The 24,676-nt window shown below is 53.7% G+C and carries 14 protein-coding genes; 4 read left to right on the top strand and 10 right to left on the bottom strand.

Annotated features, from left to right (window positions below; genetic code table 11):
* Positions 1–15 precede the first annotated feature (15 nt).
* The 8 genes from CLV58_RS06720 to CLV58_RS06685 all read right to left on the bottom strand — a co-directional run bounded on the left by CLV58_RS06720 (position 16) and on the right by CLV58_RS06685 (position 13,633).
* Positions 16–3,276 (bottom strand): SusC/RagA family TonB-linked outer membrane protein, encoded by a 3,261-nt coding sequence (locus CLV58_RS06720; RefSeq protein WP_106137031.1) that lies wholly within the window; start codon positions 3,274–3,276, stop codon positions 16–18.
* A 439-nt stretch (positions 3,277–3,715) separates the two neighbouring features.
* Positions 3,716–4,351, bottom strand: a complete 636-nt coding sequence (locus tag CLV58_RS06715; RefSeq protein WP_106137030.1) for a hypothetical protein — start codon at positions 4,349–4,351, stop codon at positions 3,716–3,718.
* 227 nt (positions 4,352–4,578) lie between these two features.
* On the bottom strand, positions 4,579–5,826 hold the full coding sequence (locus CLV58_RS06710) for a hypothetical protein (protein ID WP_106137245.1): 1,248 nt from the start codon (positions 5,824–5,826) through the stop codon (positions 4,579–4,581).
* An 86-nt stretch (positions 5,827–5,912) separates the two neighbouring features.
* Positions 5,913–6,578: a hypothetical protein gene (locus tag CLV58_RS06705; protein ID WP_106137029.1), complete on the bottom strand. Its 666-nt coding sequence runs from the start codon at positions 6,576–6,578 to the stop codon at positions 5,913–5,915.
* A 59-nt stretch (positions 6,579–6,637) separates the two neighbouring features.
* Positions 6,638–8,359 (bottom strand): SusD/RagB family nutrient-binding outer membrane lipoprotein, encoded by a 1,722-nt coding sequence (locus CLV58_RS06700; protein ID WP_106137028.1) that lies wholly within the window; start codon positions 8,357–8,359, stop codon positions 6,638–6,640.
* 38 nt (positions 8,360–8,397) lie between these two features.
* Positions 8,398–11,685 carry a SusC/RagA family TonB-linked outer membrane protein gene (locus CLV58_RS06695; protein ID WP_106137027.1) on the bottom strand — a complete coding sequence of 1,096 codons (3,288 nt, stop codon included), beginning with the start codon at positions 11,683–11,685 and terminating at the stop codon, positions 8,398–8,400.
* A 289-nt stretch (positions 11,686–11,974) separates the two neighbouring features.
* A complete protein-coding gene (locus CLV58_RS06690; protein ID WP_106137026.1) occupies positions 11,975–12,745 on the bottom strand; it encodes a patatin-like phospholipase family protein in 771 nt (256 codons plus the stop codon).
* Between the two features lie 42 nt (positions 12,746–12,787).
* A complete protein-coding gene (locus CLV58_RS06685; protein WP_106137025.1) occupies positions 12,788–13,633 on the bottom strand; it encodes an MBL fold metallo-hydrolase in 846 nt (281 codons plus the stop codon).
* 124 nt (positions 13,634–13,757) lie between these two features.
* Here CLV58_RS06685 and CLV58_RS06680 point away from each other — a divergent pair, with 124 nt between their 5' ends.
* The 3 genes from CLV58_RS06680 (at position 13,758) to CLV58_RS06670 (ending at position 17,377) form a co-directional block, all read left to right on the top strand.
* Positions 13,758–14,495 (top strand): cytochrome b/b6 domain-containing protein, encoded by a 738-nt coding sequence (locus tag CLV58_RS06680; protein WP_106137024.1) that lies wholly within the window; start codon positions 13,758–13,760, stop codon positions 14,493–14,495.
* Positions 14,492–15,292, top strand: coding sequence for a molybdopterin-dependent oxidoreductase (locus tag CLV58_RS06675; RefSeq protein ID WP_106137023.1), 801 nt, complete (start codon positions 14,492–14,494; stop codon positions 15,290–15,292). Before CLV58_RS06680 ends, CLV58_RS06675 begins: the two co-directional genes overlap by 4 nt.
* 519 nt (positions 15,293–15,811) lie before the next feature.
* A complete protein-coding gene (locus tag CLV58_RS06670) occupies positions 15,812–17,377 on the top strand; it encodes an ADP-ribosylglycohydrolase family protein (protein WP_106137022.1) in 1,566 nt (521 codons plus the stop codon).
* A gap of 655 nt (positions 17,378–18,032) precedes the next feature.
* On the opposite strand, the gene CLV58_RS06660 is transcribed toward CLV58_RS06670, so the two are convergent.
* Together CLV58_RS06660 and CLV58_RS06655 are read right to left on the bottom strand one after the other, a co-directional pair.
* Positions 18,033–20,408: a family 78 glycoside hydrolase catalytic domain gene (locus tag CLV58_RS06660; protein WP_106137020.1), complete on the bottom strand. Its 2,376-nt coding sequence runs from the start codon at positions 20,406–20,408 to the stop codon at positions 18,033–18,035.
* 185 nt (positions 20,409–20,593) lie between these two features.
* Positions 20,594–21,607, bottom strand: coding sequence for a YpdA family putative bacillithiol disulfide reductase (locus CLV58_RS06655; RefSeq protein ID WP_106137019.1), 1,014 nt, complete (start codon positions 21,605–21,607; stop codon positions 20,594–20,596).
* A gap of 282 nt (positions 21,608–21,889) precedes the next feature.
* On the opposite strand from CLV58_RS06655, the gene priA reads away from it, so the two are divergent.
* Positions 21,890–24,415, top strand: coding sequence for a replication restart helicase PriA (gene priA / locus CLV58_RS06650; RefSeq protein WP_106137018.1), 2,526 nt, complete (start codon positions 21,890–21,892; stop codon positions 24,413–24,415).
* Positions 24,416–24,676: the final 261 nt, after the last annotated feature.

Below are 24,676 nucleotides of genomic sequence, written 5' to 3'. Positions count from 1 at the left end.
GACGACGTTTGAAGATTAGAAGCCAATGTTCAGACCCACCTGGTACGATTTGATGTTGGGCAGCGTGCTATGGTCGACGCCCCGGTCGAACGAGGAGTTCGAGGCTCCCGAGCTAATTTCAGGATCGTAGCCTGTGTACTTCGTGAACGTTAGGATATTACGACCCGTAAAGACGATCTGTGCCCGACTCAGGTACGGAATCTTCACCACTTTGGCGATGTCGAAAGCCAGCGAGATATTACGCAGCCGTACAAACGAAGCATCTTCCACGAAGAAGTCTTTAGTAGCGTTGTTACCCGCTCCGCGCAGACTTCCCCACAGGTTATAATACGCACTCGACCAGTAGGCCGGGAAAGCCCCCGTCTTACCGTCGATAGTCACCTGTTTGGTGAAGTCCCCGCTGATGCCGTCGCGATACATCCACTCTTTCGTCTGATTATACAGATGGCTGCCATACACCCAGTCGAACTGGAAATTCAGCGTCAGAAAATCTTTGAACGAAACGCCATTGATGAACGACATATTGAATTTCGGATTCGGGTTCATCAGCGGGTACGTCTCGTTGGTGAACTGCATCTGGTAAGTCGATTTGTTTACGACGCGCCCGTCAACGATCTGGTACTGCCCCTCATTGGCCGGGGTAATGTACCGCTGCCCTTCCTGATTGACGTAATCGAGACTGGTCAGTGCCTTGTAACCGTATACCTGACCAATTGGCTGACCAGGGGTCAGTACCAGCGCAGTACTACCGGCACTCGTGCTTAGAATAATGTCGGCACCACCTGAAATTTTATCGATCATCGAGAGCTGATGACCGAAGTTGGTCGTGAAATCCCATTTCAGGCCGCGTGAGTTATATACGGGTAACGTCAGCGAGAACTGCACCCCATTCGACGACATATTGATGGCGTTGGTTAGCTGCCCCGTTGATCCCAGCGAAGGTGGTACGCTCACTGAGTAGATCACGTTTTCGCTCTTGCGCTTCCAGTACGTAAACGACCCCGTAATCGAGTTCAGCCACGACCGACCAGCCGTTCCGCCAACGGTAAAGTCCGTACCAAATTCCAGTTCTTTCGATACTTCAACCTGTAGATTGGGGTTGTTGGTGGTGGTTGGCACCGTATACACCAGCCCGGAACCCAAATTCTGCTGACCCAATACCGGATACCGGTCGAATGCACCCGGCTGAATACCCGCTTCACCGTAGGCTGCCCGCAGCTTGAAATACGGCAGCGCGTTGGCGATACTACTGTTCTTAAAGAACGACAGCGGGTTGATGAACGCATCGGCATGCGGGAACGTGAAGGGCTTTGAACCACCACCAAAGGCCGATGACCAGTCGCTGCGGAAGCCACCCGTTACGCCAAACAGATCGCCATACGTAATTTTCTGATTGACCAGATAGCCGTACGTGATGAAGGGCGTAACATAATCATACGAAACGGCCTGCGACGATGTTGCCTGAATGTTGTACGGCGGAGCCATACCCAGCCCTAAACCGTAGGTACGGTAATCCGTCGACCGATTTTTACGATAGTCGAACGATACCTGCGTACTGGTTTCGATGGGCAGTTTACTCCGAAAATCTTCCTGAAAGTTCGTGCGGATGTAAGCCGTACCCAGGAAGTTCTGGAAGGTATTCGTGTACTGGAAGTTGTCTATTTCTCCCTTGTTATCCGACGCGTTGTTACCCGACCAGTTGTTGTAATAGTTCGAGCTGACGTTAGCCGACTGGTTATAATAGGTCCAGCGGGCAGCTTCATTCCGATAGTTGATCCCGTACTTAGCGTCCAGTTCGACAAATTTGTTGACTTTGTAGTTCGCGTCGAAATTCTGAAGTACTTCAATCTTGTTGTTCAACCCGTCGGTATACTCCTGCACATAATACGGATTGCTGGAGTTTACACTGACGAAGTCGGCTAGTGGGTGAACCGCGTACGTACCATCAGCCAGCGGACGGGTCAGATCGAAGAACGGCGACGTGTTCAGGAAGCCGTATACAGCCCCGGTACCCGGTCCTGTACTACCGTTTGTTCCAACCGCGTAAGTAGCACCCAGACCCGGATGCAGCGTATTTTTCGTATAAATCAGCTGCGTACTGGAGCGGATCGTAAAGTTTTTGAATACTTCCGTGCCAATATTAGCCGACAGGTTATTACGGTCCAGATAGCCATTTTTCAGGATCGGCGTTACGGTATGGTTATTCGACGCCGTAATGCTGTAATCACTCTTTTCGCCACCACCCGAAATGGTAATGCTGTTGTTGCTCGTGCTACCTGTCTGGAATACCTGCTTGAAGTGATCGTAGTATTTCAGATTAGCATCATACGCTTTGTTATTATCGTTGTTGATGTTCTGAATGGCGTAGCGCGTAGCACCCCCGTATTGATACGACAGCCCAACGATGGAGCCGTTTTCGTTGTAAGCCAGCGGCTGACCTGTGGTTGCGCTGATGATGTTGTTGTTGGCATCAGTCAGCCAGGAGTGCTTGTCGGCCTTGTGTACGTTACCCGTGTTCAGAAACTGGTTGGTCGAGTAGCTGCTGGAGAAGCTGACGGATGTACGACCTTTCTTACCCTTTTTGGTAAAGACCTGGATTACGCCGTTAGCCCCCTGGGCACCGTAAATCGACGATGAAGCAGCTCCCTGCACGACTTCGACCCGATCGACGTTGCTCAGGTCGAGCGAGTTTATGTCCGTACCCGCCACCTGTACACCATCAACCATGATTAGTGGGCTGGTACTACCCTGCACCGAGTTGATACCACGTAATAAAATATTGACAGGCGCACCGGGGTTACCACTAACCGACGAAATCTGCGCTCCCGGAATTTTACCAATCAGCGCCTGGTCGATAGATGCTGTTGGGGTCTGGGGGAGATTTTTCGACGATATGCTTTCTACTGAAATACCGAGTTTAGCCTTGCTGGTCGCGATACCACTACCCGTCACAACAACCTCGGTTAGCAGTTTAGAATCAGATGCCAGGCTGACATTCAATTCTGTATCGCCTTCTAGGGTAAGCTCCTGCGTTTTAAAACCTACGAAGCTAAATATTAAAACCGTACCCTTCTTCTGAGGTACCGACAACGAGTATGTACCACCCGCATCGGTCGTTGTTCCCCGGCTTGTCCCTTTAATCACGACCGATACACCCGGTATGGCAGCCCCATCTTCGGCTGCTGTCACCTTGCCGACAACCCTACGATCCTGGGCCTGCACAACACGCAATAGTGAGCACACTAGGAGCATACTCAGCCATAGAACTTTTCTCATAAAGTATTTTGTGTTAGGTAAGCAATAAGTACAATTACAAATATATTCGTGTACATACTCGCAGTATTATATTCCGATCTATTTTAACCTATTTATAATTCATTCTACCAGTAGAAACTTGTGCAGAATATTCTACCGGTATACCATAAATTTTCGCTCTATACTGACTATACTACTGCTTATCACAATACAGGATTATACTTATAATTGAGCAAACAATGCGTAGTAGACCGGGACAAGCAGGCAGTGCATACGTTCGCTGATTTCCAGGCTATACTTGTGGACCTAAGCCGCCGTATACGTGGCAAGTGTCGAAGAATTATGAAAAAGCCGCCAGATGACTTATCCGGCGGCTTTCCACTGGTATTTTCTATTTGTCGATTAGCGCTGAGATAGGTAAGCCTTTTCTTATAGCACCGAGCAAGCTGCTCTGTAATGACTAGTTATGCTGCTCCGGCACAGCAGGTAAGTCAACCTGCGCATCGCTTCCATCATAGCTCGTACTGCTGTTAAAAAATAGCTCTCGACCATTAGCTACCTTAAACGTCCACTCTGTACCATCGATCATTACTGACTTGAGATTTACTGGTATGGCGTCTTTGGTTATAGGCGCAGTCCTTTTAGGAACTGCTATTTTGGGTAGCAGTGTTCTGGCGTACTGGAGCAAGTCTGCAATCGTGGCGGTATCGGTTATAGTGCACACATCAGGTAGTGCGCCATCGTCGTAGAACAGAATGAGTTTGTTGTTCCACTGCGCCCAATTTACAGTCAGTCGATCTTCAACAAAATCCAAATAATAGACGCGGGCGAGTTGGTATAAATACCCATCTGGCTGCTTCCGAATTTGAACGCGGACGACCTTAGCACCAGATTCCCGGGCGAAGCTGCCAAGGTTCGTCGCCAAGATCTTGTCCTTGAATTGTACGTGTTGCAGTCGGGTGCTGTAGTGTTGGCTGAAGCTAATACTACTGGCAACGCACAATCCGACAACTACAACTAATAAACCTTGCTTTATACTACGCATACTGTTAATCGATTGTCGATTAAATTCAATTTCCGGCTGCGCTTGGAGCATAGCATACCGATACAGTATTCACGTTTGGCTCAATTTGAGTATCAAGTTGATGTGTAAAAAAAATGCTGATTCACCTTCGCGAAATCGTTGATAACCGGCTATGTTATGAAAAAGTGTAGAAACTCCGCTGGGCAGAAGGCGTGAAATGCTGCTGTGGCTTACTTGTCCTATAAATTGGTCTGAAAGGCTAGTTCCGAAAGTACCCTATACGCGCTGGGACTGTACCCCTAGCGGACGTAGTAAAAGACAAGGTTCATCATTTCATCGGTAGCGTTCCAGCCGTAACGCACGTCACGGGCAGGGCGATTCGGGTTGAGCGGATTCTGATCGGTGTTATCATACATCGCTTCAGCGATCAGCGTCGCTCCTTTTGGCAGCAGCAGGGGGTTCCGAAAAAAATACGACAACTGCCAGTTGTAGTCCCAGTCGGGAATGGAAATCAGATTGATCGCATCACCGTCGGGCGTAACGGCAAATGCCCGCACCGAGCGGCCTAATCGATGCAGGTGCGGTAACACCGATAACAGTTGGATACTATCGGGCAACGGTCCATAATTCATGTAGAAGGTCGGCTTCGTGTTGGCGGTTAGCACAAACGGCTGATTGGTAATCGTCCGTTCGGTCAGTGTCAGCGTATGAACCGGCCGGGGGTTAGCGTCGTGACTCAGGTACAGCCGCACCTCTGATTGATCGGTATCCGGTTTGGCAGAAGGCGCATAGTGAATATTGAGAATCAGGTCACTACCTGCCCGGATTCGCTTGGCCGTACCTGCCGGAAACGTAACCCGGTCGTTGCCCGGCACCCAGCCGTACAGGAACTCGTCGGCCAACGGCGTACGCTGAAAATCGCGCAGTCTGGGATCATCTTCGCTGATCTCATTTATACCCGCCATAGTACCTGTCGAGTCAATCATCAGCCGACTGTGGTGCAACAGCTTCCGGTTACCCGGCACAAACTCGATAGCTTCGACCCAGATGTCTTTGGCCAGTTGCATAGGTACGTGGAAATAGCGAAAATCTTCGCGTCCATCGCCTTTGATGGCGTAGGGCTTCATCCTGAGCACTACGTCGGGTTTGCGGGCGTCGGCAGTTGCAGTCGGTTGTTGTGCGGTGGCGTTACTGGTTTTGGCATTTCCATCGGGCATTCCGGCCGTTACCCACCGCTGAATCGTCCCGATTTCCTGCTCCGACAGACCGCGTTCGTTGGCGTAATGCTGAAACGTCCGGTCGGCCGGGAAGGGGGGCATGTATCGGCTCTGCGTTACGTTACCGATGAAAGTACCCCGCTTCCTGACGTCAGTGTATGTCAGCAGGCTGAACGGCCCCACCCCACCCGGCTGGTGACAGGCCACACAGTGCCGACTGATGATCGGCTGCACATCGGCGTAGTAGGTTGGTGTCTGGCTATAACTGACCAGACTGCGCCAGACGAGCAGCCACAGAGCCAGAGCCACTGCTTTTTTTACGGATGTCATCGCCATAATCAGCCTCGCTTATCGAACAAAAACAGCAGACCAAAGATGGCCTGCTGTTCCGCATTACTTAGTCAGATACAAGTTGATTATTTCACGTCCCAGGTCAGGCTACAGTTGGCATTGGCCTGCGAAACGGGCGTTGGATCACCACAGATACTGTCGGGATTCCACGTCTTGAATACCTGTCCGTCGGTCGTATAGAGCCGCCACACCATGACAAAGTATTCCGTTCCGTTGAACCACTTACCCGTAGGGCGAGCATTGGCCGGGTTGTTGAACACGCTTACCGCGTTGACTTTGTCGTACTTCACCGTCGCATCCTTGTACAGGTTGTAAATGTCGACGGGTGCCAGACTGAACGAATTCCACTCCCGGTTAGCAGCCGATGGGCTGATCGTTTTCACCAGCTTGCCACCGTTGCCGAGCGACACCGACTTTGGGTTTCCGTCGGCGTCGGTGTAGTTCTCGATCATGTCAACGTAGATCTCGATCTTGTTCACGGTCAGCTTATTGTCGAGCGACACCCAGCGAATCTTGAACGGAATGGCAGCCGACGACTGATCCTGACCGGTTTTCGGAAAATTCTTTGCGTAGCTGACGATATTAGCTTTGCCGGACTCAGCTACGCCATCGAATACGCCGAAGGCATGAACACCGGGGTCCCAGCCGGGTAGCGGGTTGAGCGACTCATCGCGGCAACCCAGCAGGACCAGCAGACTAAACGAAAGTGCGTAAGTAACTAATTTTTTCATGGTCAATTTCACTTGATGGGCCAGCCGGCAGGGCGTGCCGGCCGGCCCGGTCGATTAGTTTAGAAGCTCCACGTAACCTTGGTTTTATCCCAGAAAATGGGATCACGATCGAACACGACGTTCTGGATGTACGGGGCTGCGTTGGCATTCAGGCTACCTTCCTGCGACGGATAAGGCAGGCGCAACGCGTACTGACGTTTCGGCTTGAGAATGGGAGCCTCAATCGTTGTGGAGAACTGCTTGAACTGCCCCTGTAGCGGGTAGCCCGTCCGGCGCATCAGGTTCCAGATTTCCTGCCCCTGCCCCCAGCTTGAAAACCAGATTTGCTTCGCTACAACGTTCAGCTTACTTTGATCGCTCGGTGCAGCGTCGTATAGTTTCAGCCAGGCATTTACGTAATCCGTGATGCTAGACGTCGACGGAGCCACTGACTTCGAGTCGACCTTCAGGGCTGTATTGACAACCAGGGCAATCTGTTCGCGCATGGCCGACTCGAACAGCGACCGTGGGTCGCCCGACACGCCGGTTCCGTCAAGAATCGCTTCGATCTGGTAGAACTTCACGTTCCAGCTCGTAATCAGGGGCCAGATACCGTTACCATTGCCCGTTCCCCCGGTCAGGGCTTTGGCTGCAATTTCGCGACCCGAATACAAGCCACCAGCCGGATAAGCGCCGGGTGCTGTCCGTAACGGCGTATCGGCCGCAGCACCGGTATTGTCGCCCCGGTCACGACCGAAGATCCCCGCGATATACGCGATGTCGTCGGACGTCAGATCCTGCTGATTGTTGTAGAATACGCTCTTGTACTCCGCCAGGAAGGAAGCCCGAAGCGGCATGTAGGTTCCTCCGTACGGCGTAGTACCCCGGTCTGTCGGGTCCGACTGATTCAGCACGCGCGAGGTTTGCCGATAGAAATAGAACGGCATACGCGGATCTTTATTCAGAATCATTTCGCCCATCAGCTGATGGTTGATATACGTAAAACCGTTGTCGGACAGGTACGCGCTACGAAACCAGGGGTGCCGGTTGTCGACCGGTGAAATCTGGGTCGAATACTGGTAATAAAAATCCTGACTAGAGCTGGTGATATACCCGCCAGCGGCAAAGGCAGCTTTCAGATCGGCATTACCCGTCGACCGGCCTTTGCGCGAGTTCATCAACAGACGCAGCTTTACCGTTTTTGCCAGCCGAATCCAGGACGTTGCGCTACCGTTGTTGATGAAATCACCCTGCACGGCTACCGCCTGATTTTTGGCAAATTCAGCGACAGCCTGATCACACAGTTTGAGCAGGTCTTCGTATATCTCCGAGTCCTTGTCAAACTTCACCGACCGATCGGTACCATCGACATTACCTTTCCAAGCGTTGAAGTACGGAATATCGCCGAACGTGTCGACCATGTTGCCTACGGCGTAGGCTTTCAGTACCATGGCGATACCCCGATAGTACGGATTTGCGCCGTCTTCGGTTGCCCGTAGCATCTGCTCGACGCTTTGCATCTGTAGATAAAAATTATCCCAGGTACCGTTGAAGGAGTTGTTGTTCAGGTCGTAGTCGTCTGAACTGCTCATCAGGCCGGAAAAACCCGAAGCGCTACCCATCACCTGCGTTGCGGCATTGACAGCGGCCAGTTCGGCGTTCGGCAACAGCAGTTTCAGCGAGCCCGAAGCCGGCAGGTTAGGGTTGGTATTGATGTCGAGATTTGTCAGCTGGCACGAACTCATCCAGAGCAGCGCCCCCGCTAACAGACACTTTTTTAATGGTATATATTGTCGTTTCATTGATCCAATCAGAAAGAGTAATGAGATGGACGGAATGATTAGAAGGTGGCCGTCAGGTTGACACCATACCGGCGGGTCGACGGCGCTGCGCCCAGGTCGAAGCCCTGGATGTTGGCGTCGGGATAACTGGCCAGCACTTCCGGATCGAAGTTGAGTCCTTTCAGCATGTTGGGCGCTTTGAACCACAGGTTACGGCCCGATACGGACGCACGCAGGCTACCGAATACCCTCAGATAGCGATTCAGGAACGCTTTGGGTACGTTGTAGCCCAGCGTTACTTCACGCAGCCGGATCACGGTAGCGTCGTAGACGTTGGTTTCGTCGGCACCGTACGCACCGAAACCACTGGAGAAGTGATACTGGAAAGCCGACATCGGAATAGTATTCCGAATTTCACTACCGTTCTCGTCCAGAATCGGTTTATAGGTAGCCGGATCACCCAGCACACCCGGAATCACGCGCATACCTTCCCGGTCTTCGGTACCTTTCAGCTGACCACGCAGCAGCAGCGAAGCCGCCGTTGCCGAGAAGATTTTGCCCCCCTGACGGTAATCGATCAGCGCCGACAGATTGAAGCCTTTAAACGAGATCGAGTTCGTCCAACCCAGCGTGAAGTTCGGAGCCGGATTACCCAGCAATTGGGATTGAGGCAGGGTAAACGGCAACCCCGTACTGGAGTTGATGAGCAGCTTGCCATTATCGTCACGCGCGTTTACCGTACCATAGATCATACCGAACGGGTTGCCGACACGGTGCATCGTTCCGAGCGATGACAGCCCTGTACCGCCAAGAAAAATTTCGCCCGACGGACCCGCATCAACTACGTTGGAACGCAGCCGTGTGAAGGCAAACGTCGATGACCACTCGAAGCCATTCTGTAGCCGCACCGGTACCAGTGTCAGACCGATTTCCAATCCTTTGTTGTCGATCCGGCCGGCATTGGTGATTTCGTTGTAGAAACCCGTCGACGTAGCGATCCGGCGCGGCACAATCAGATCCGTCGACTTACGGTAGAAGTAAGCGAGGTCGAGGTTGATCCGGTTGTTGAAAAACTGTAACTCGGTACCGATCTCTGTTTCGGTCGTGAACTCCGGCTTCAGGTTCAGGTTGTTCAGCGTCGACGGCAGTCCCGTTACCGAAATAGCGGTACCATTGACGTACTGCCGGCTCAGGTAGTACTGGGTGTACACCTGGTACGGATCGGCGTCTTTACCCACCATCGCGTAGTTCGCCCGGATCTTACCCATGTTCAGGATATTCTTGGGCAGATGGAATGCATCGGTGAACACAAACGAACCCGAAACAGCCGGGTAGTAGTAGCTACGGGCCGACGCCGACAGTGTGGATGAATGGTCGTTGCGGAGCGTAGCCGTCAGGAACGCAAAGTTGTTGTACGACAGACCCAGTTCGCCGAATACGCCATATATCCGACGCTTCTCGTTGTATTCGCCCGCTGTCTGTGTCAGCGTACTGCCTACGTTCATCACGTTGGCATCGATGACCTGCGTACCGATCATGACCGCCTGCGCATAGTTCCGCTCGTTGGCATTGAACCCTACCAGCAGGTGCGCGTTGAACCGCTCACTGAAATCGTGGGTTGCCGTTGCCAGAAAAGTGAAGTCAGTTTCGGTCTTCGTCAGCTCCGTACGGGATACCTGCCCCAGCGGATAAACCGTACCACCCGGCCGCAGGTTGTTGTGGCGCGTTTCGTGGTACGTATTCACCCCACCGCGTGCGGTCAGATTAAGCCAGGGCTTCACGTCGTAATTCAAGGTCATATTACCGAATATGCGGTTTACGTCCGACGTGTACAGGTTGTATTTGGCAATCCAGAGCGGGTTGTCGAGTGCCCGATAAAATACGTTCGAGCCATCGACAGGGTTCTCGAACGGATAGCCGTTGAGGTTGTAGTTACGGGGCAGGTAGAACAAGCGGTCGTAAATCGAGCTGCTCGACCCTGAGCTATAATCAGTAAAGAACGATGCACCCGATTGTGGGCTCTGCTGATCGGTATTGACGTAGTTTACGTTACCGGCAATGTGCAGGCCGTTGTTCAGCGTAGCGCTACCACCGAAATTCAGCGACGTACGTTTCGAGAACGAGTTGGGAATAATCCCGTTGTTGGTCGTGCGCGATACGCCGGCGTTCAGTGATGTCTTGTCACCCGTCGAACTGATATTGACGCTGTTTTCGATAACGTTACCCGTCTTGAAGAAACCACCGATAATGTCGTACGACTGTAGCGGAACGGGCAGTGCGTTACCGTTGGCGTCGAGCAGTTCGGGGAACACCGATTTGTAGCGGGCAGCCGTATACGGCACACCGACGATCGGGTTCGGCACGGTTCCTTCCGGGTAGCCACTGACGATGGTTTTCGAATAGCGCTCAAAGCCGAGGGCGGCATTGATCCGGTCGACTTCCGACGGCATCACCGTACCCCAGTTACCGATAAAGCCACCATTGTACGTTTGGTTCGATCCCTGCGAGTACGTGTTCTGGTAGTCGGGAATGGTCGAAATTTTTTCGGTTGAATACGACCCGTTGTAGGTTACCTCCAGACCACGTTTGGCGCTTTTGCTACCCGATTTCGTTGTGATAACGATAACGCCGTTGGCTCCCCGCGAGCCGTACAGAGCCGAAGCAGCCGCTCCTTTCAGAACGGTCATCGTCTCGATGTTATTCGGATCGATGTCATAAGCCCGGTTCGAAACGACGCTGTTATTCGCATAGCTGGACCCGGCACTGTTCGACGAGTTATCGAACGGAATACCATCGACGACGAATAGCGGCTGGTTGTTTCCGGTAAAGGAGGTATTCCCCCGAATGTTGATCTTGGTACCCTGCCCCGGTGCCCCACCACCCGACGTGATGTTGACACCCGGAACCTTACCCGACAGCGCACGGAGTGGATCGGGCTCCGACCGCTGCTGCAGCGCGTCGCCTTTTAGATTTGTTGTGGCATAGGCCAGCGCTTTTTTCTCACGCTGAATACCTAACGCCGTTACGACTACTTCGCCCAGTTGTTTGGAGTCATTGGCCAGCTTTACATCAATAACCGACCGGTTACCAACTTGTACTTCCTGCGACGTAGAGCCGACGAAACTAAACACCAAAACGCCACCATTGGTCGGTACGCTGATCGAGTAAGCCCCATTCGCATCGGTGTTTGCCCCACGCGTGGTTCCTTTTACAACGACCGATACACCCGGTATTGAACTACCGTCTTCCGAAGCGGTTACCTTGCCCGTGACGGTTCGATCCTGAGCCCAGACAGGGCCGGCCAATGAGCACACGAACAGCACACTCACCAGTAGAATTATCCTCATACATCAGTTAGTTTAGATTAGACCTACAATACGGTTTGAACAAAACTAAAAAATATTAGTTACCATACATAATATTGCTTCACAATAAAATGTGTTATCAAAATTCCACTACACACTTTCAAATCAGAATTTTATTTTGATTATAGTTCAACTTAGATTAGTACCATATAATAACAACTGCCTACTTCCGGCTATTTTTCAATCATTATCGCTGAGTAGTTTCCCTATAGAATAAAAAACCGCTGGACGGTATATCCAGCGGTTTGCATCGTACAGAGTGTGGTACGGGTCAGCCGCACCCTTCCTGAAGCATCTGTTCAATGTCGGCACGCATGGCGATTGTATGTCGATAGCCGATCCGAAATACGTCCCTTGCCTTGCTGATGTCAGTTGGACCGAAGCCGACCAGATCGGTAGGTTCGATGAGTACGTTGCAGCGGTTGAATTTGTCGCGGGTTTTGCTCTGTACGGCCAGAATCAGGCTGCGTTCGATAACGCCCCGCACCGACCGGATCGGCCGCGACATACCAAACGGATTACAGTGTGAGGCAATCACCCGGTCGACCTTCTGCTCAATGGGTTCGATAGGCAGGTTGTTCAATACGCCACCGTCGATGTATTGCCGTTTGTTGATGAGCATGGGTTCGAAAATACCCGGCAGGCAGCAGGACGCCAGCACCGGCCGAATCAGTTCGCCCTTCTCGAACAGCACCTGTACGCCATCGAGCAGATCAACAGCGACGACGTGTAAGGGAATGTGTAACCCCTCGAACGAGTCGTGCGGGATATAGGTACGAAACAGCTCGGTGGCGGTATCGAGCCGGAGTAAACCCATGCGGTTCCAGGCCGGACGCAGGTGCTTCATAAACGACGACGACTCGAACAGCTTCAAGCTTTCGTCGGGTGTGTAGCCCTGTGCAATCAGGGCCCCCACGATAGCACCGGCACTCGTTCCCGAGATCTGATCGAACGTCAGTCCCATCTCCTGAAGCGCCTTGATAACACCCAGGTGAGCAATACCACGGGCACCGCCCCCCGACAATACCAATCCAATTTTCATAACAAACAAACTAGTGGCTGCACCCGACAAGCAGGCCCGCGACTATAACAACTCGGCCAGCCTACCGCTCTGTTTAACCCGGATTCCTTTTTCGGTTCGCTCCAGCACAGCCGCTTCGACGTAGGGGTCGTGGTCGAACACCAGGATCCAGTCGCCGTCGACGGCCTGCTCCAGGTAGTGTTCCTTTTCACTCATCGCTACCAGCGGCCGGATGTCGTAGCCCATCACATATGGAATGGGAACGTGCGAAGCCGACGGAATCAGGTCGGCGCAGAATAACAACGTCCGACCGGCATACTGGATTTTCGGCAGCGTCATCTTTTCGGTATGCCCGTCGACGTACAGCAGTTCCAGTCCGCTAAGTCCATGATCGCGCTCATTCGTAAACGCAAGCTGTCCGCTTTCCTGGAGGGGCAGCAGGTTTTCGCGCAGGTAAGTTGCCCGCTCACGTGGGTTGGGGGTCATGGCCCAGTGCCACTGCTCGCCATGCACCCAATAAGTAGCATTGGCGAAGGTCGGTGCCAGTATGGTTCGGTCGGTGTCGGCGTAATGAACCGCGCCCCCGGCATGGTCGAAATGCAGGTGCGTCAGCAGGACATCGGTCACGTCGCTGGCCGCGTAGCCCGCCCGTTCAATTTCACTCGTCAGTGTTTTGCCGTTGGGTAGGTCGTAAAAAGCAAAAAAGCGATCGTTCTGTTTATCACCGGTGCCGGTATCGACCAGCATCAGTCGGTTATCGTCTTCGATCAGCAGGCAGCGCAGCGCCCATTCGCACAGGTTACGATCGTCGGCCGGGTTGGTTCGTTGCCAGATCGTTTTCGGCACGACGCCGAACATGGCGCCCCCGTCGAGTTTGAACGGTCCGACGTCAATGGTTTTGAGTTGCATAGGATAAGGAATCAGGTGGCCCGATACACCGGGCGGTTGTAAGTATAACAAATTTCCCCCGGCCAAACCTTTGCCCGCAATCTATCGTATTGGTAGTAGACGAGTTTTCATCGACACGATTAGTATGAAACGCATTGTGCATAAGCATCCGCTGGCGATCCGGTGGTTCCACTGGATCAACTTCCCGGTCTTGTTCGTGATGATCTGGAGCGGTCTGCTCATCTATTGGGCCTACGACCCGTACAAGATTCAGATCGGCGACTATGTGCTGCTGTCGTTTTTCCCCGATAGCTTCTACAAAGCCCTGAAGGTGCCCTTCCGACTGGCTGAAGGCATGGCCTGGCACTGGGTGTTTATGTGGGTGTTCATTCTGAACGGTATCCTGTACGTAGCCTACACGTTCATCTCTGGCGAATGGCGACATCTGGTACCCGACCGAAACTCGTTTCGGGAAGCGGGGCAGGTTGTGTTGTATGACCTCGGCCTGCGCAAAACCCAACCGCCTTTCGTGAAGTACAACGGCGCGCAGAAGATTGCGTATTTCACCGTCATGCTGATGGGCATTGGCTCCGTACTGACGGGCTTCGCCATTTACAAACCCGTGCAGATTGCCTGGCTGACAACACTGCTGGGTGGCTACGAAGCCGCCCGTCTGGAGCATTTCACACTGACCGTAGGCTTCGTGCTGTTTTTCGTTGTTCACGTGATTCAGGTGGCCCGCGCCGGCTGGCACAATTTCCAGTCGATGATAACGGGATTCGAAGTCGTTAAACCCGGCGATCCCGAACGACCAGCCAGTCAGCCGGTTGCGCCCGTCCACCCGTCCGATCCAGCTTCCCCTACTCAACCCGCCCTGTCATGAGCCAGTCAACTGAGCCTAAACTTCCCGAAGAAGACGTTCCCGAATCGGTTACACGCCGGAAAACGCTGATTTCGTTTGGCGTATTTGCCCTGGCAGCCGCCGGTTCAGCAGGACTGTACAAGTATATTGCTGACAGCAAAAACGCGATGGGTGTGAAGCGCCCGCTCCGGCTGGTGCTGAACGAAAACGAAACGGTTGCCAAAACTTATTTCAGCAACGCACACCTTGTCCCCACGTTCGACCCGAAACAGGCGGCCCGCCCGGCCCGCGTCAACGGCTACGAGGGCATCAAAAAACCCGTTACCGACGACTGGCAACTGCAAGTCGACCGGGCCAATGCCGAACCGCTGCTCCTGTCGATGGACGCGATCAAGGCGTTACCAAAACACGAGATTACGTACGAGTTCAAATGCATCGAAGGCTGGAGTCAGAAGCAGAACTGGGCTGGTGCGCGGCTATCGGATTTTCTGGCCGCTTACAAGCTCGGCACCCGTAGTGGTAACGCGCCCAACCCCGATCAGCCCGACGATCTGTTCAAACACGTCGGCATGGAAACACCCGACAAAGGCTATTACGTAGGTATCGACATTGAGAGTGCCCTGCACCCACAGACGCTGCTGGCGTACGAGAACAACGGACAACCCATCAACGCACAACACGGTGCGCCCCTCCGCCTGATTATTCCGGTGAAGTACGGCGTCAAGAATCTCAAACGCATCGGCCGGATTTTCTTCTCCGACGAACGCCCCCGCGATTTCTGGGCCGAGCGCGGCTACGACTATTACGTAGGCCTGTAGTTTTAGCGCAGGCCGGTTGCCGCCAGGGTTCACAGCTGAAGACTGACACAAAAAGACATCGTTACGATGCTTTACAGCAAAATACTTGTTTGCGTACAGGGCTGTAGCCAACTAGCGGATCTAACAAAGGTCCAGCTTATAATTCATCGAAAGTCTGTTGTCGTATCCAGACAGCCTCAGTAGTTTTTTTTGGCCATGTTGCTTTGCCTGACAACCTGTTTGTCGACGCACGGTAGTACTCATCTGATGACTACCGTGTGTAATGTCGTATACTTTACAGGAGTGAGAACTAGCATCCTTGCCTGTAGTCAAACAAGCTCTGTCATGGCTCACAGACTGGGGCAGGACCATGATCGCAGCTGTAGTCTGGCGTGGATGTGTATGTGCATTTACAACGTGGCGAAACATATATACCCAGTTTTCCTACAATGCGGTTAGGTCAGGGCTGATGACCCATTAAAATAGTCTGCTTCATTCGCCAAAAACGCGTGCTCATTTTTTACTAAACTGCCCTCATCCATGCCACTACTATCAAAGCTGACCATCTATTTATTTTTGCTTTCGGGCTTCAGCACCTTCGCCCAGAAGAAGCGCATGCCATTAGCAAACCAGACGATAAGGCTGACTACAGACGCGCTGAAAGACAAGATAAAAGGAGGGTGGGCCGGGCAAACTATAGGCGTTACGTTTGGTGGGCCTACAGAATTCAGATACAATGGCACATTTATCCAGGATTACCAGCCCATCGTCTGGTACGACGGCTATTTGAAAAAGACTATGCTCGCGAACCCCGACCTGTACGATGATACTTACATGGACCTCACGTTTGTGGAAGTACTTGATCGGGTGGGGCTGGATGCGCCAGTCGATTCGTTTGCCCATGCTTTTGCGCAGGCAGGGTATAACCTGTGGCACGCCAATCAAGCCGCCCGTTACAACATCCTCAACGGCATCAATCCACCGCTGTCGGGCCATTGGCGCAATAACCCCCATGCTGATGATATTGACTTTCAGATTGAAGCGGACTTCTCTGGACTTATGGCACCGGGGATGCCTAATGCGGCCATCCTGATCGGCGATAAGATCGGGCACATTATGAACTATGGCGACGGCTGGTACGGCGGGGTCTATGTCGGAGCGATGTACTCGCTGGCCTTTACATCGACCGATATTCCATCGGTAGTAAGCCAAGCGCTTGGCGCTATTCCGCCCCAAAGCCAGTTTTACCAGTGCATTGCCGATGTCATTGCCTGGCATAAGAAGTACCCAGCCGATTGGAAGCAGACCTGGATGGAGATTCAGAAAAAATGGTCCGAAGACATTGGCTGTCCGGAGGGCACCTTTGCCGCTCTGGATATTGACGCAAAATTGAACGCAGCGTATATCGTGCTAGGCCTGTTATACGGCGAGGGCGATTTCAGAAAGACGCTGGACATAGCGACCCGCGCCGGTCAGGACTCTGATTGTAATCCGTCGTCGGCAGGTGGTATTCTGGGGACAATGCTGGGCTATCGGAAGATCCCTGCGTTTTTCAAGATGGGCTTCTCATCTATCGAAGACATGCCTTTCAAGCATACGAGCATGTCACTCAATAAGGTGTATACGATCAGTTATAAGCATGCCCTTGAGATGATCAAGCGCAACGGCGGACAGGTTGACGACCAGGGAGTGACAATTAGACGGGTTCCCCTTAAAATGGTACGGTTCGAACAGAGCTTTACAGGTCTGTTTCCTGTTGCCAAAACGCCTTTTAGTCAGGGAAGTGGCAAAACCGAGTTTAGCTTCGACTTCACTGGCACCGGCTTTTCATTGCGCGGGGTAGCGGCCAAAAAACGTACTGACTTACCTGAAGCCACGCTGGAAGCAGATGTCTACATCGATGATATCAAGCAGGAAACAGTCCGGTTACCGACCAGCTTCCTCACCCGGCGATACGATCTATGCTGGAAGTACGAGTTGCCGAATAAAAAACACTTGGTTCGGATAGTGGTGAAAACCCCCAACCCTGATTATGAACTTCGCACCTGGGACTACGTTGTCTATTCAGACAAACCCGCCGAGTTACCAACTGATAAAAGGAAATAGCTGGTTGTAGACCGCTACCAGCATCGAACAGCAATCACCTTGTATCGATTTGCCCACGGCTAGACACGTGTGGAAGTGGGCCACCTCTAGCTTTGGCAAAGTCCGTTTACCTTGCGTCTTTTTTTCGTAGTTGTGGGTTGGTTTGGGATTAACCAGCATCGTTGCTTCGGCAATATCGTGAACAGCCAGTGTGGTACCCGGCGTGGGAAGAGCCGGATTAGGATGCCATTTTCTCATAGCATCCTGTTTTTGAAAGGCACCGATACCTGCCGTTGTCTCGTTACCAATGTTCTAAAATTGAATACATACTCTATAGCCGTTTACAGCAGATCGAGCATAAATAGGGGCGATTTTCAGGGTTCGATAGTAGTAATTAAACGTCTGGAAGAATACCAGCGCTAAATCGACAAATAGCTTTTTTGCAAGCACTTATAAGAGCATGCATCCCACCACTCCAAACCGTTCGCAGGAAGCTAACCGTATTTCCAGCGGAGTTAACCACGCTGACAGTAATTACGACGCGTTGATGCTTCATAGCTGTGGGCCCGCGCTCAAACCCTATTGAGCGCGGGCCAAGACCAGACGAGTTACCCCGACACATCCGACCATTCGCTGCGCGGGACCAAATCAATCGCCCATTCTGCCCGTTACGCATCTACAAACTCACGGATTGGGTACCGGCTTTCAGGGGTAGTGACTTGCCTTTCCACCGCAGCGTACCGGTCAGGCCGGCGGGTAGGGTGACGGTACCCGACAGGCCGCCCGTGGCGGACTTCTGGAACTGCACGGCAATCTCGCCTTTCGGATGCGGCATTTTCCCCGTAATGCTGGTCAGCGGGCCGAAGCTGGGTTCGATACGGACGGTTTTGAAGTTCGGTTCGGCGGGACGGATACCGCAGGTTGTCGCCAGCAGTTCGTACAGGGGCGAGGCACTCCACGCGTGACAGTCCGACCGCGTCGGCTCGGGATTTTCGGCGAACGTCGTCAGACCCATCGCCAGCATATCGCGCCAGGGTCTCAGTTGGGGAATGAATTGGTCGCCCAAACCTGATTTGCGTAGTGCTTCGAACAGGTAAAACTTGAAGTAAAATGTAGCCTGGGTCAGACTGGTGTCGCTGACTGTCTTTTGCAGGAGCGCGGCCTGTTGGGCAACGGGTACGGCATCGGTTAATACGGCCAGGATGTTGGCATGCTGACTAAAGCTTATTTTGGCGGGTGTATCGGCAAACAGCCCCCGGCCCGCGTCGTAGCACTGCGCAACAGTGGCTTTGTTCAGCCGACGGGCCAGTTCGCGGTAGTGTTCGGCACGCTCGTTTTGCCCGAAATGCGCCAGCAGGTCGCCCGCCCGCAGGTAGGTGTACGCCTGTTGCAGGGTCAGAATGCTTGATCCGCCTGTGCGCGCACCGTTAGGCACACCACCAGACGCTTCGTTGGTAGCTCCCTTCCAGTCCGACCAGTCGACGAAATTCCACCAGGACAGTGGACCGTTCATACCGGTTTTCGCCAGCCGCTGTTCGTGCCAGTTCAGCACGGCCATCATCCCCGGCAGCATCGATTTCACGAAGGCATCGTCGGGGCGGTGCATCCAGTAGTCGTGCAGCATACAAACCCAGAACAGAGAGAAGGTCGGAATCACCTGAAAGTCCGACGAGGGGTAGCGACTCTGCGTCAGTCCGTCGCTAAACCGGCTGTTATCGTAGTCGGTAATCGCCTTGCGCATCAGCCGGTCGTCGCCCGACACGTAGAGCGAAATCAGCGCCTGAATGCGGGTGTCACCGGTGTATTGTAGTTGCTCGTAGTAGGGGCAGTCGTAGTAGGTTTCGCCGGCACATAGCTGGGCCGTACGCCAGCCGACGTTCCAGATAGTCTTCAGCGTCGAATCACTGGTCGTCACCTGTGCGTTCTCGACAAACGGGTAGCCCGTAAACTGGCCGCTCAAGTCTTCCAGCACCAGCGGCTCCTCCTTTGTTTCGACCGTTAGCTGCACATAGCGATACGTGCGAAACCAAACCGGCCGGAACATACGGCGGGCCGACCCATCGGCGATAAACTGATCGTCGAAACCCAGCACATGCCGCCCGTCGACCTCATTGCGATTTCCTTTCTTACCCGCCTGATCGATCAGGGCTTCGGCATACGATAGCGTCACGGTAGCGCCTTTCCCACCGCTGACCGTCAGTTCGGGATAGGCGTTGGTCAGGTGGTCCTGATCGAGCAGGAAGGTCGCCGTCGTACTGGCGGGGACGGTAACGGGGGCCTTGCCCTGTAAAAAAGCGTTTGTCATCGCTACGCCCGCTGTGCGCCGGACGGTTTGCAGACGAATCGGCCGCTCGGCCATCATCGGAATCGGGCGGGGCATCAACTGCCAGTTACCGTCGGTACCGAAGCCACGCGGTTTAGCCTGAAACCACAGTTGCTGCGCCGGTTTCCAGTCCGCATCGCTGTACGTAGCCTGTTCCCAGCCCCACGGATACTGCACGGCATCGACCCGATCACCCTCGCCAACGACGATATAGGTCCGCAGTTTGGGTATGTCGTTTTTGATGGGTGCGTAGGCCCGGTTCTGGTAGCTTTTCCAACTGTTGTCGGTGTTAACCAGCTTCTCCGCATCGGTATCGCCCTGCACGATAAAACCCGTCTGGTAGCTTGTCTGCGACACCGGCATTCCCTCGCCCATGTTCCAGACCAGTGCCGCCAGCGTGTTCGACCCCGCCTGTAAGAAGGGAGCCAGATCGATGCTGTCATAGTACCAGTGTTGCGGGTCGCTGCGGGCCGGACCGAGGGCTACGCGTTTGCCGTTGACGAATAGCTGATACCGGTTGTCGGCCGATACGTGCACCAGAAAACGTGTCGGCTTCTGCGGCAAGCTGATCGTCTTGCGAAAGTGATAGACGCCGTACTGCCTGGCAGGTGCCCCCGGACAGGCAATCCATTTTGCTGTCCAGTAGCGGTTTGTCCAGTCGTTGGCGGGCGTTTGAGCAAACGTGGTCAGCGACAGCAGCAGGCAGGCAACAAGCAGGCGAATGGGCATTTTTTTGACAGGATTACAGGATTGACGGGATTTCTCTTTTCCGCTATATCGGATCAAACTGACGTTTCGATCCGACTATCAAAACCTCGCTTGACACTGCAATATCCGTCTTATCGGTTTGTGCAGCCAATCGAAATCAGGCTAATCCTGTAATCCTGTCAAAAAAATGATAATCCCGTCGACAATTAAATCCGCTGGATCAGCTCTTTGACCTGGTGAATTTCGCGGCCGACGATATGGTCGATGATGGCCTGCGCATGTTCGCGACCGTTCTCGATAAACACCTTCTCCGTGTGAATTCCCGCCATCACCGTTCCGCAGACGTACAGCCCCGGCACGGTTGTCTCAAAGGTTTCTTTGTTGTAAACCGGTACCTGCGTGTCGGGGTCCAGTTCGATACCGCATCGGCGCAACAGATCTGCGTCGGGGATGTACCCCGTCAGGACCAGCACGAAATCGGCGGGGAGTTGGGTTTCGTCGCCCGTTTTCAGGTTGTTAACCGTTACCGTATCCGTTCCGATCGCCGTCACGACCGAGTCGAACATCGTCTTGATCTTGCCTTCCTTCACTCGGTTTTTCACGTCGGGTACCAGCCAGTATTTTACCGTGCTACGGAAGTCTTCCCCCCGGTGTACAACCGTGATGTTGACGTCGTGCCGATACAGCTCCAGGGCCGCTTCGACCGCCGAGTTCGACGCGCCAATGATCACTACGTTTGTGAACGAGTATTTAAACGGCTCGTCGTAGTAATGCGATACGTGGTCCTGCTCTTCGCCGGGAATACCCAGCCAGCGGGGACGGGTAAAATAGCCCGTCGCCATGATGACCTTACGGGCAAGAAACGAGTCGCCCATCGCTGTCGTCACGGTAAAAACATCACCTTCTTTCGTGACGGTGTCGACCTTCTGGAACAGCTTGAAGTTCAGTTTATAGTAAGCCGCCACTTTGCGGTAGTATTGCAGGGCTTCGTCGCGCCCGGCTTTTACGCCCGAAATAGGGAACGGCAATCCACCGATTTCGATGTTTTCGGCCGTCGAGAAAAAACGCATCCGACGCGGGTACTGCCGAATCGACTCGGTCAGGCTACCCATTTCCAGAATCAGATGCGACAGGCCTGCCTTCTGCGCTTCGATGCCCGCAGCCAGGCCGCAGGGGCCTCCCCCCACAATTAGTACGTCGTATAGTTGCTCGTTTTCCATGGTCAATTCAGCGCATTCGCGTCATTCTACAAACTGATAACAGTCGGTCTATTTACAAAGGTTTTTCAAGGCGTAAATTTTGTAACCCAGACGTCTACGTCTGGAGGCCGTCAGGCCAACACAGCTGCCGCATACAGAAGCTAGCCTAACGGCTACCAGACGTGGACGTCTGGGCTACAGGCTGGTTCGGGCTACAACCTCGCCTTTTTTCTACGGATCGGAATTAGCGGGGGGCGGATGGGGTTTTGTATATTTACCTGACGTACCGCCCGCACTCAACTTGTGGAAACCGCCGATTACTCACTTTTTTCAACCCTAGATACCGACGAAGTCACGGTTTTCGCCGACCTGATTCTGCCGATACCCGTTCCCCGGCTGTTTACCTACCGCGTCCCACGCGGCATGGCCGACCTGCTCCGCATCGGCGCGCGGGTAATCGTACCGTTCGGCAAGAAGAACAGCCGCGTCCTGACCGCGATCGTTGCCAAACTGCACAATTCGCCCCCGACCGCCTATCAGGCCCGCTACATCAGCGAAGTGCTCGACGAATATCCGCTCGTGACGGGGTATCAGCTCGAGCTGTTTCGGTGGATGGCCGAGTACTATATGTGCACGATTGGCGAGGTGATGAACATCGCGCTACCGTCGGGCCTGAAAATTTCGAGTCAGTCGAAGGTGCAGTACAACCCCGATTTCGATTATCCCGAACTGCTCACCGACTTCGAAGCCGTGTTGCTGGCCGAGCTAAAAAAACAGCCCGCCCTCTCCTACGACGAACTGGGTCGACTGGCGGGCGAAGGCACCAACGTACCGGCGCTGATCAAGTCGCTGGTTGGGAAGCAGGCCGTGATCGTATTCGAGGAAGTCAAGGAAAAGTACATCCCGAAAATGGTGCGCAAGATCCGGCTGCACCGCAACTACGAAGAGCGCGAGCAACTGCTGGTACTGCTGCAACGGCTCGAAAAACTGCCGAAGCAGCAGGAAGTAGTGATGCGGTACCTCAGCCACGTACCGATGCAGCGCAGCCCCGAATTGAACCAGAAAGGACTCGACAAAACGATTCTGAATCAGGACGACGAACTGTCGCAGTCATCGCTGGCGACGCTCGTCAAAAACCAGGTCTTCGAAACGTTCGAGGTCATCCAGCCGCGCTTCGCCGACGCCCACGTACCGCAAGCCGAAATCCGCCTGACGGAATACCAGCAGCGCGCGTCGGACGACATCATGGCCCAGTTCGAAAGCCGCAATGTTGTCTTGCTGCATGGTATCACGGGTAGCGGTAAAACAGAGGTGTACATCAACCTCATTCAGCAGGCGCTGAGCGGGGGTTCGCAGGTACTCTACCTCCTGCCCGAAATTGCCCTGACCACGCAGATCGTCGTGCGGTTGCAACGCGTATTCGGCGACAAGATGGGCATTTACCACTCCAAGTTTTCCGACAACGAACGCGTCGAAGTCTGGAAAGGTGTCATATCGGGCCGCTATCAGTTTGTGGTCGGGGTTCGGTCGTCGGTGTTTCTGCCGTTCGACAACCTGGGCCTGCTTATCGTCGACGAAGAACACGAGACGTCCTACAAGCAGCACGACCCCGCCCCCCGCTACCACGCCCGCGACGTGGCGATTATGCTGGCGCACTGGCAACAGGCCAAGGTACTGCTGGGCTCGGCCACGCCCGCGCTGGAAACCTACTACCAGGCCAAACAGGGGCGCTATGGACTGGTTGAGCTATTCAATCGCTTCGGCAACGCGACCCTACCCGACATCCGGCTGGTCGACACGAAGCGGGAGAAGCAGCAGAAAAGCATGAAACAGGAGTTTTCGTCGGTGCTGCTGGAATCGCTGGGCCAGAACATGGAGCGTCGGGAGCAGAGTATTCTGTTTCAGAACCGCCGGGGTTATTCGCCCTACATGCAATGCGAAGACTGCGACTGGACCGCCGAATGTGACAACTGTGCCGTCAGCCTGACCTACCACCAACGCGACGCCGAACTGCGGTGCCATTACTGCGGCCACAAGGAACAGGTACCGCGCACCTGCCCGGCCTGCGGCTCTACGAAGGTGAAAACGATTGGGTTCGGCACCGAGAAGCTGGAAGATCAACTCCAGATTTTCTTTCCCGACTCAAAAATTCTGCGGATGGACCTCGACACCACCCGCGCCAAGAACGCCTACCAGCAGATCATTCAGGAGTTCGAAACGGGGGGCATCGATATTCTGGTCGGTACGCAGATGATTACCAAAGGACTCGACTTCGACAACGTGAGTCTGGTCGGTATTTTCGACGCCGACCGGCTGATTCGTTTCCCCGATTTCCGGGCAACAGAGCGCTCGTTTCAGATGCTCACGCAGGTCAGTGGCCGGGCGGGGCGTCGGGCGGGGCGGCAGGGAACCGTACTGATTCAGACGGCCAATCCGCAGCAGTCGATACTGCAGCGCATCATTCAGAACGACTACATCGGGCTGTACGAAGAAGAGATTCAGGAGCGACAGAATTTCAATTACCCGCCCTTCTCCAGATTAATCAAACTCACGATTCGGCATACCGACAAGCGCATCAGTCAGCAGGCCGCCGACCGGCTCGCGGCCGAACTAACCGACGCGCTCGGCAGTAGTCGTGTACTAGGCCCGGAAGAGCCACTGATCGAGCGTATCCGAAACCAGTTTCTGTACGACATTCTGATCAAGCTCGAACGCGACAAAGTGAACGTCAAAGCGGTGAAAGCCTTCATCCAGGAACGCATCAACGACATTCTGACAGACAAAGGCTTACGCCAGGTCAGTATCGTCGCCGATGTTGATTGTCTGTAATAACCCCACGGCAGCGCGTTGGGACTGCTTTTTCCGGGTCTTGCTCGTGTAATTTGCAGGCCACTTCCACCCCTAAATCCTCTAAAGGGCAGAGTTGTTAAGTTCTTGATTTAATACTACCAGAAGCCAAATTTCCTTCGGCTAACAATACCCCCCGCCCCCTAAAGGCTAACCTTGTAGGGGTTTTGAGCCTTCAAAACCGAGCACTTCGCAAAGGAGCTTTTTTACCCCTAAATCCCCTGAAGGGCGGTCGGCCGCTGC

This window comes from Spirosoma oryzae (assembly GCF_003002825.1).
Classification (GTDB): Bacteria; Bacteroidota; Bacteroidia; order Cytophagales; family Spirosomataceae; genus Spirosoma; species Spirosoma oryzae.
Note: the sequence above shows the minus strand (reverse complement) of the source record. Positions and strands in the feature narration are given on the sequence as shown.

Excerpts from the sequence above, each read along its gene's own strand:
- CLV58_RS06720 (WP_106137031.1), bottom strand. The coding sequence starts at position 3,276 with ATGAGAAAAGTTCTATGGCTGAGTATGCTCCTAGTGTGCTCACTATTG.
- CLV58_RS06715 (WP_106137030.1), bottom strand. The coding sequence starts at position 4,351 with ATGCTCCAAGCGCAGCCGGAAATTGAATTTAATCGACAATCGATTAAC.
- CLV58_RS06710 (WP_106137245.1), bottom strand. The coding sequence starts at position 5,826 with ATGACATCCGTAAAAAAAGCAGTGGCTCTGGCTCTGTGGCTGCTCGTC.
- CLV58_RS06705 (WP_106137029.1), bottom strand. The coding sequence starts at position 6,578 with ATGAAAAAATTAGTTACTTACGCACTTTCGTTTAGTCTGCTGGTCCTG.
- CLV58_RS06700 (WP_106137028.1), bottom strand. The coding sequence starts at position 8,359 with ATGAAACGACAATATATACCATTAAAAAAGTGTCTGTTAGCGGGGGCG.
- CLV58_RS06695 (WP_106137027.1), bottom strand. The coding sequence starts at position 11,685 with ATGAGGATAATTCTACTGGTGAGTGTGCTGTTCGTGTGCTCATTGGCC.
- CLV58_RS06690 (WP_106137026.1), bottom strand. The coding sequence starts at position 12,745 with ATGAAAATTGGATTGGTATTGTCGGGGGGCGGTGCCCGTGGTATTGCT.
- CLV58_RS06685 (WP_106137025.1), bottom strand. The coding sequence starts at position 13,633 with ATGCAACTCAAAACCATTGACGTCGGACCGTTCAAACTCGACGGGGGC.
- CLV58_RS06680 (WP_106137024.1), top strand. The coding sequence starts at position 13,758 with ATGAAACGCATTGTGCATAAGCATCCGCTGGCGATCCGGTGGTTCCAC.
- CLV58_RS06675 (WP_106137023.1), top strand. The coding sequence starts at position 14,492 with ATGAGCCAGTCAACTGAGCCTAAACTTCCCGAAGAAGACGTTCCCGAA.
- CLV58_RS06670 (WP_106137022.1), top strand. The coding sequence starts at position 15,812 with ATGCCACTACTATCAAAGCTGACCATCTATTTATTTTTGCTTTCGGGC.
- CLV58_RS06660 (WP_106137020.1), bottom strand. The coding sequence starts at position 20,408 with ATGCCCATTCGCCTGCTTGTTGCCTGCCTGCTGCTGTCGCTGACCACG.
- CLV58_RS06655 (WP_106137019.1), bottom strand. The coding sequence starts at position 21,607 with ATGGAAAACGAGCAACTATACGACGTACTAATTGTGGGGGGAGGCCCC.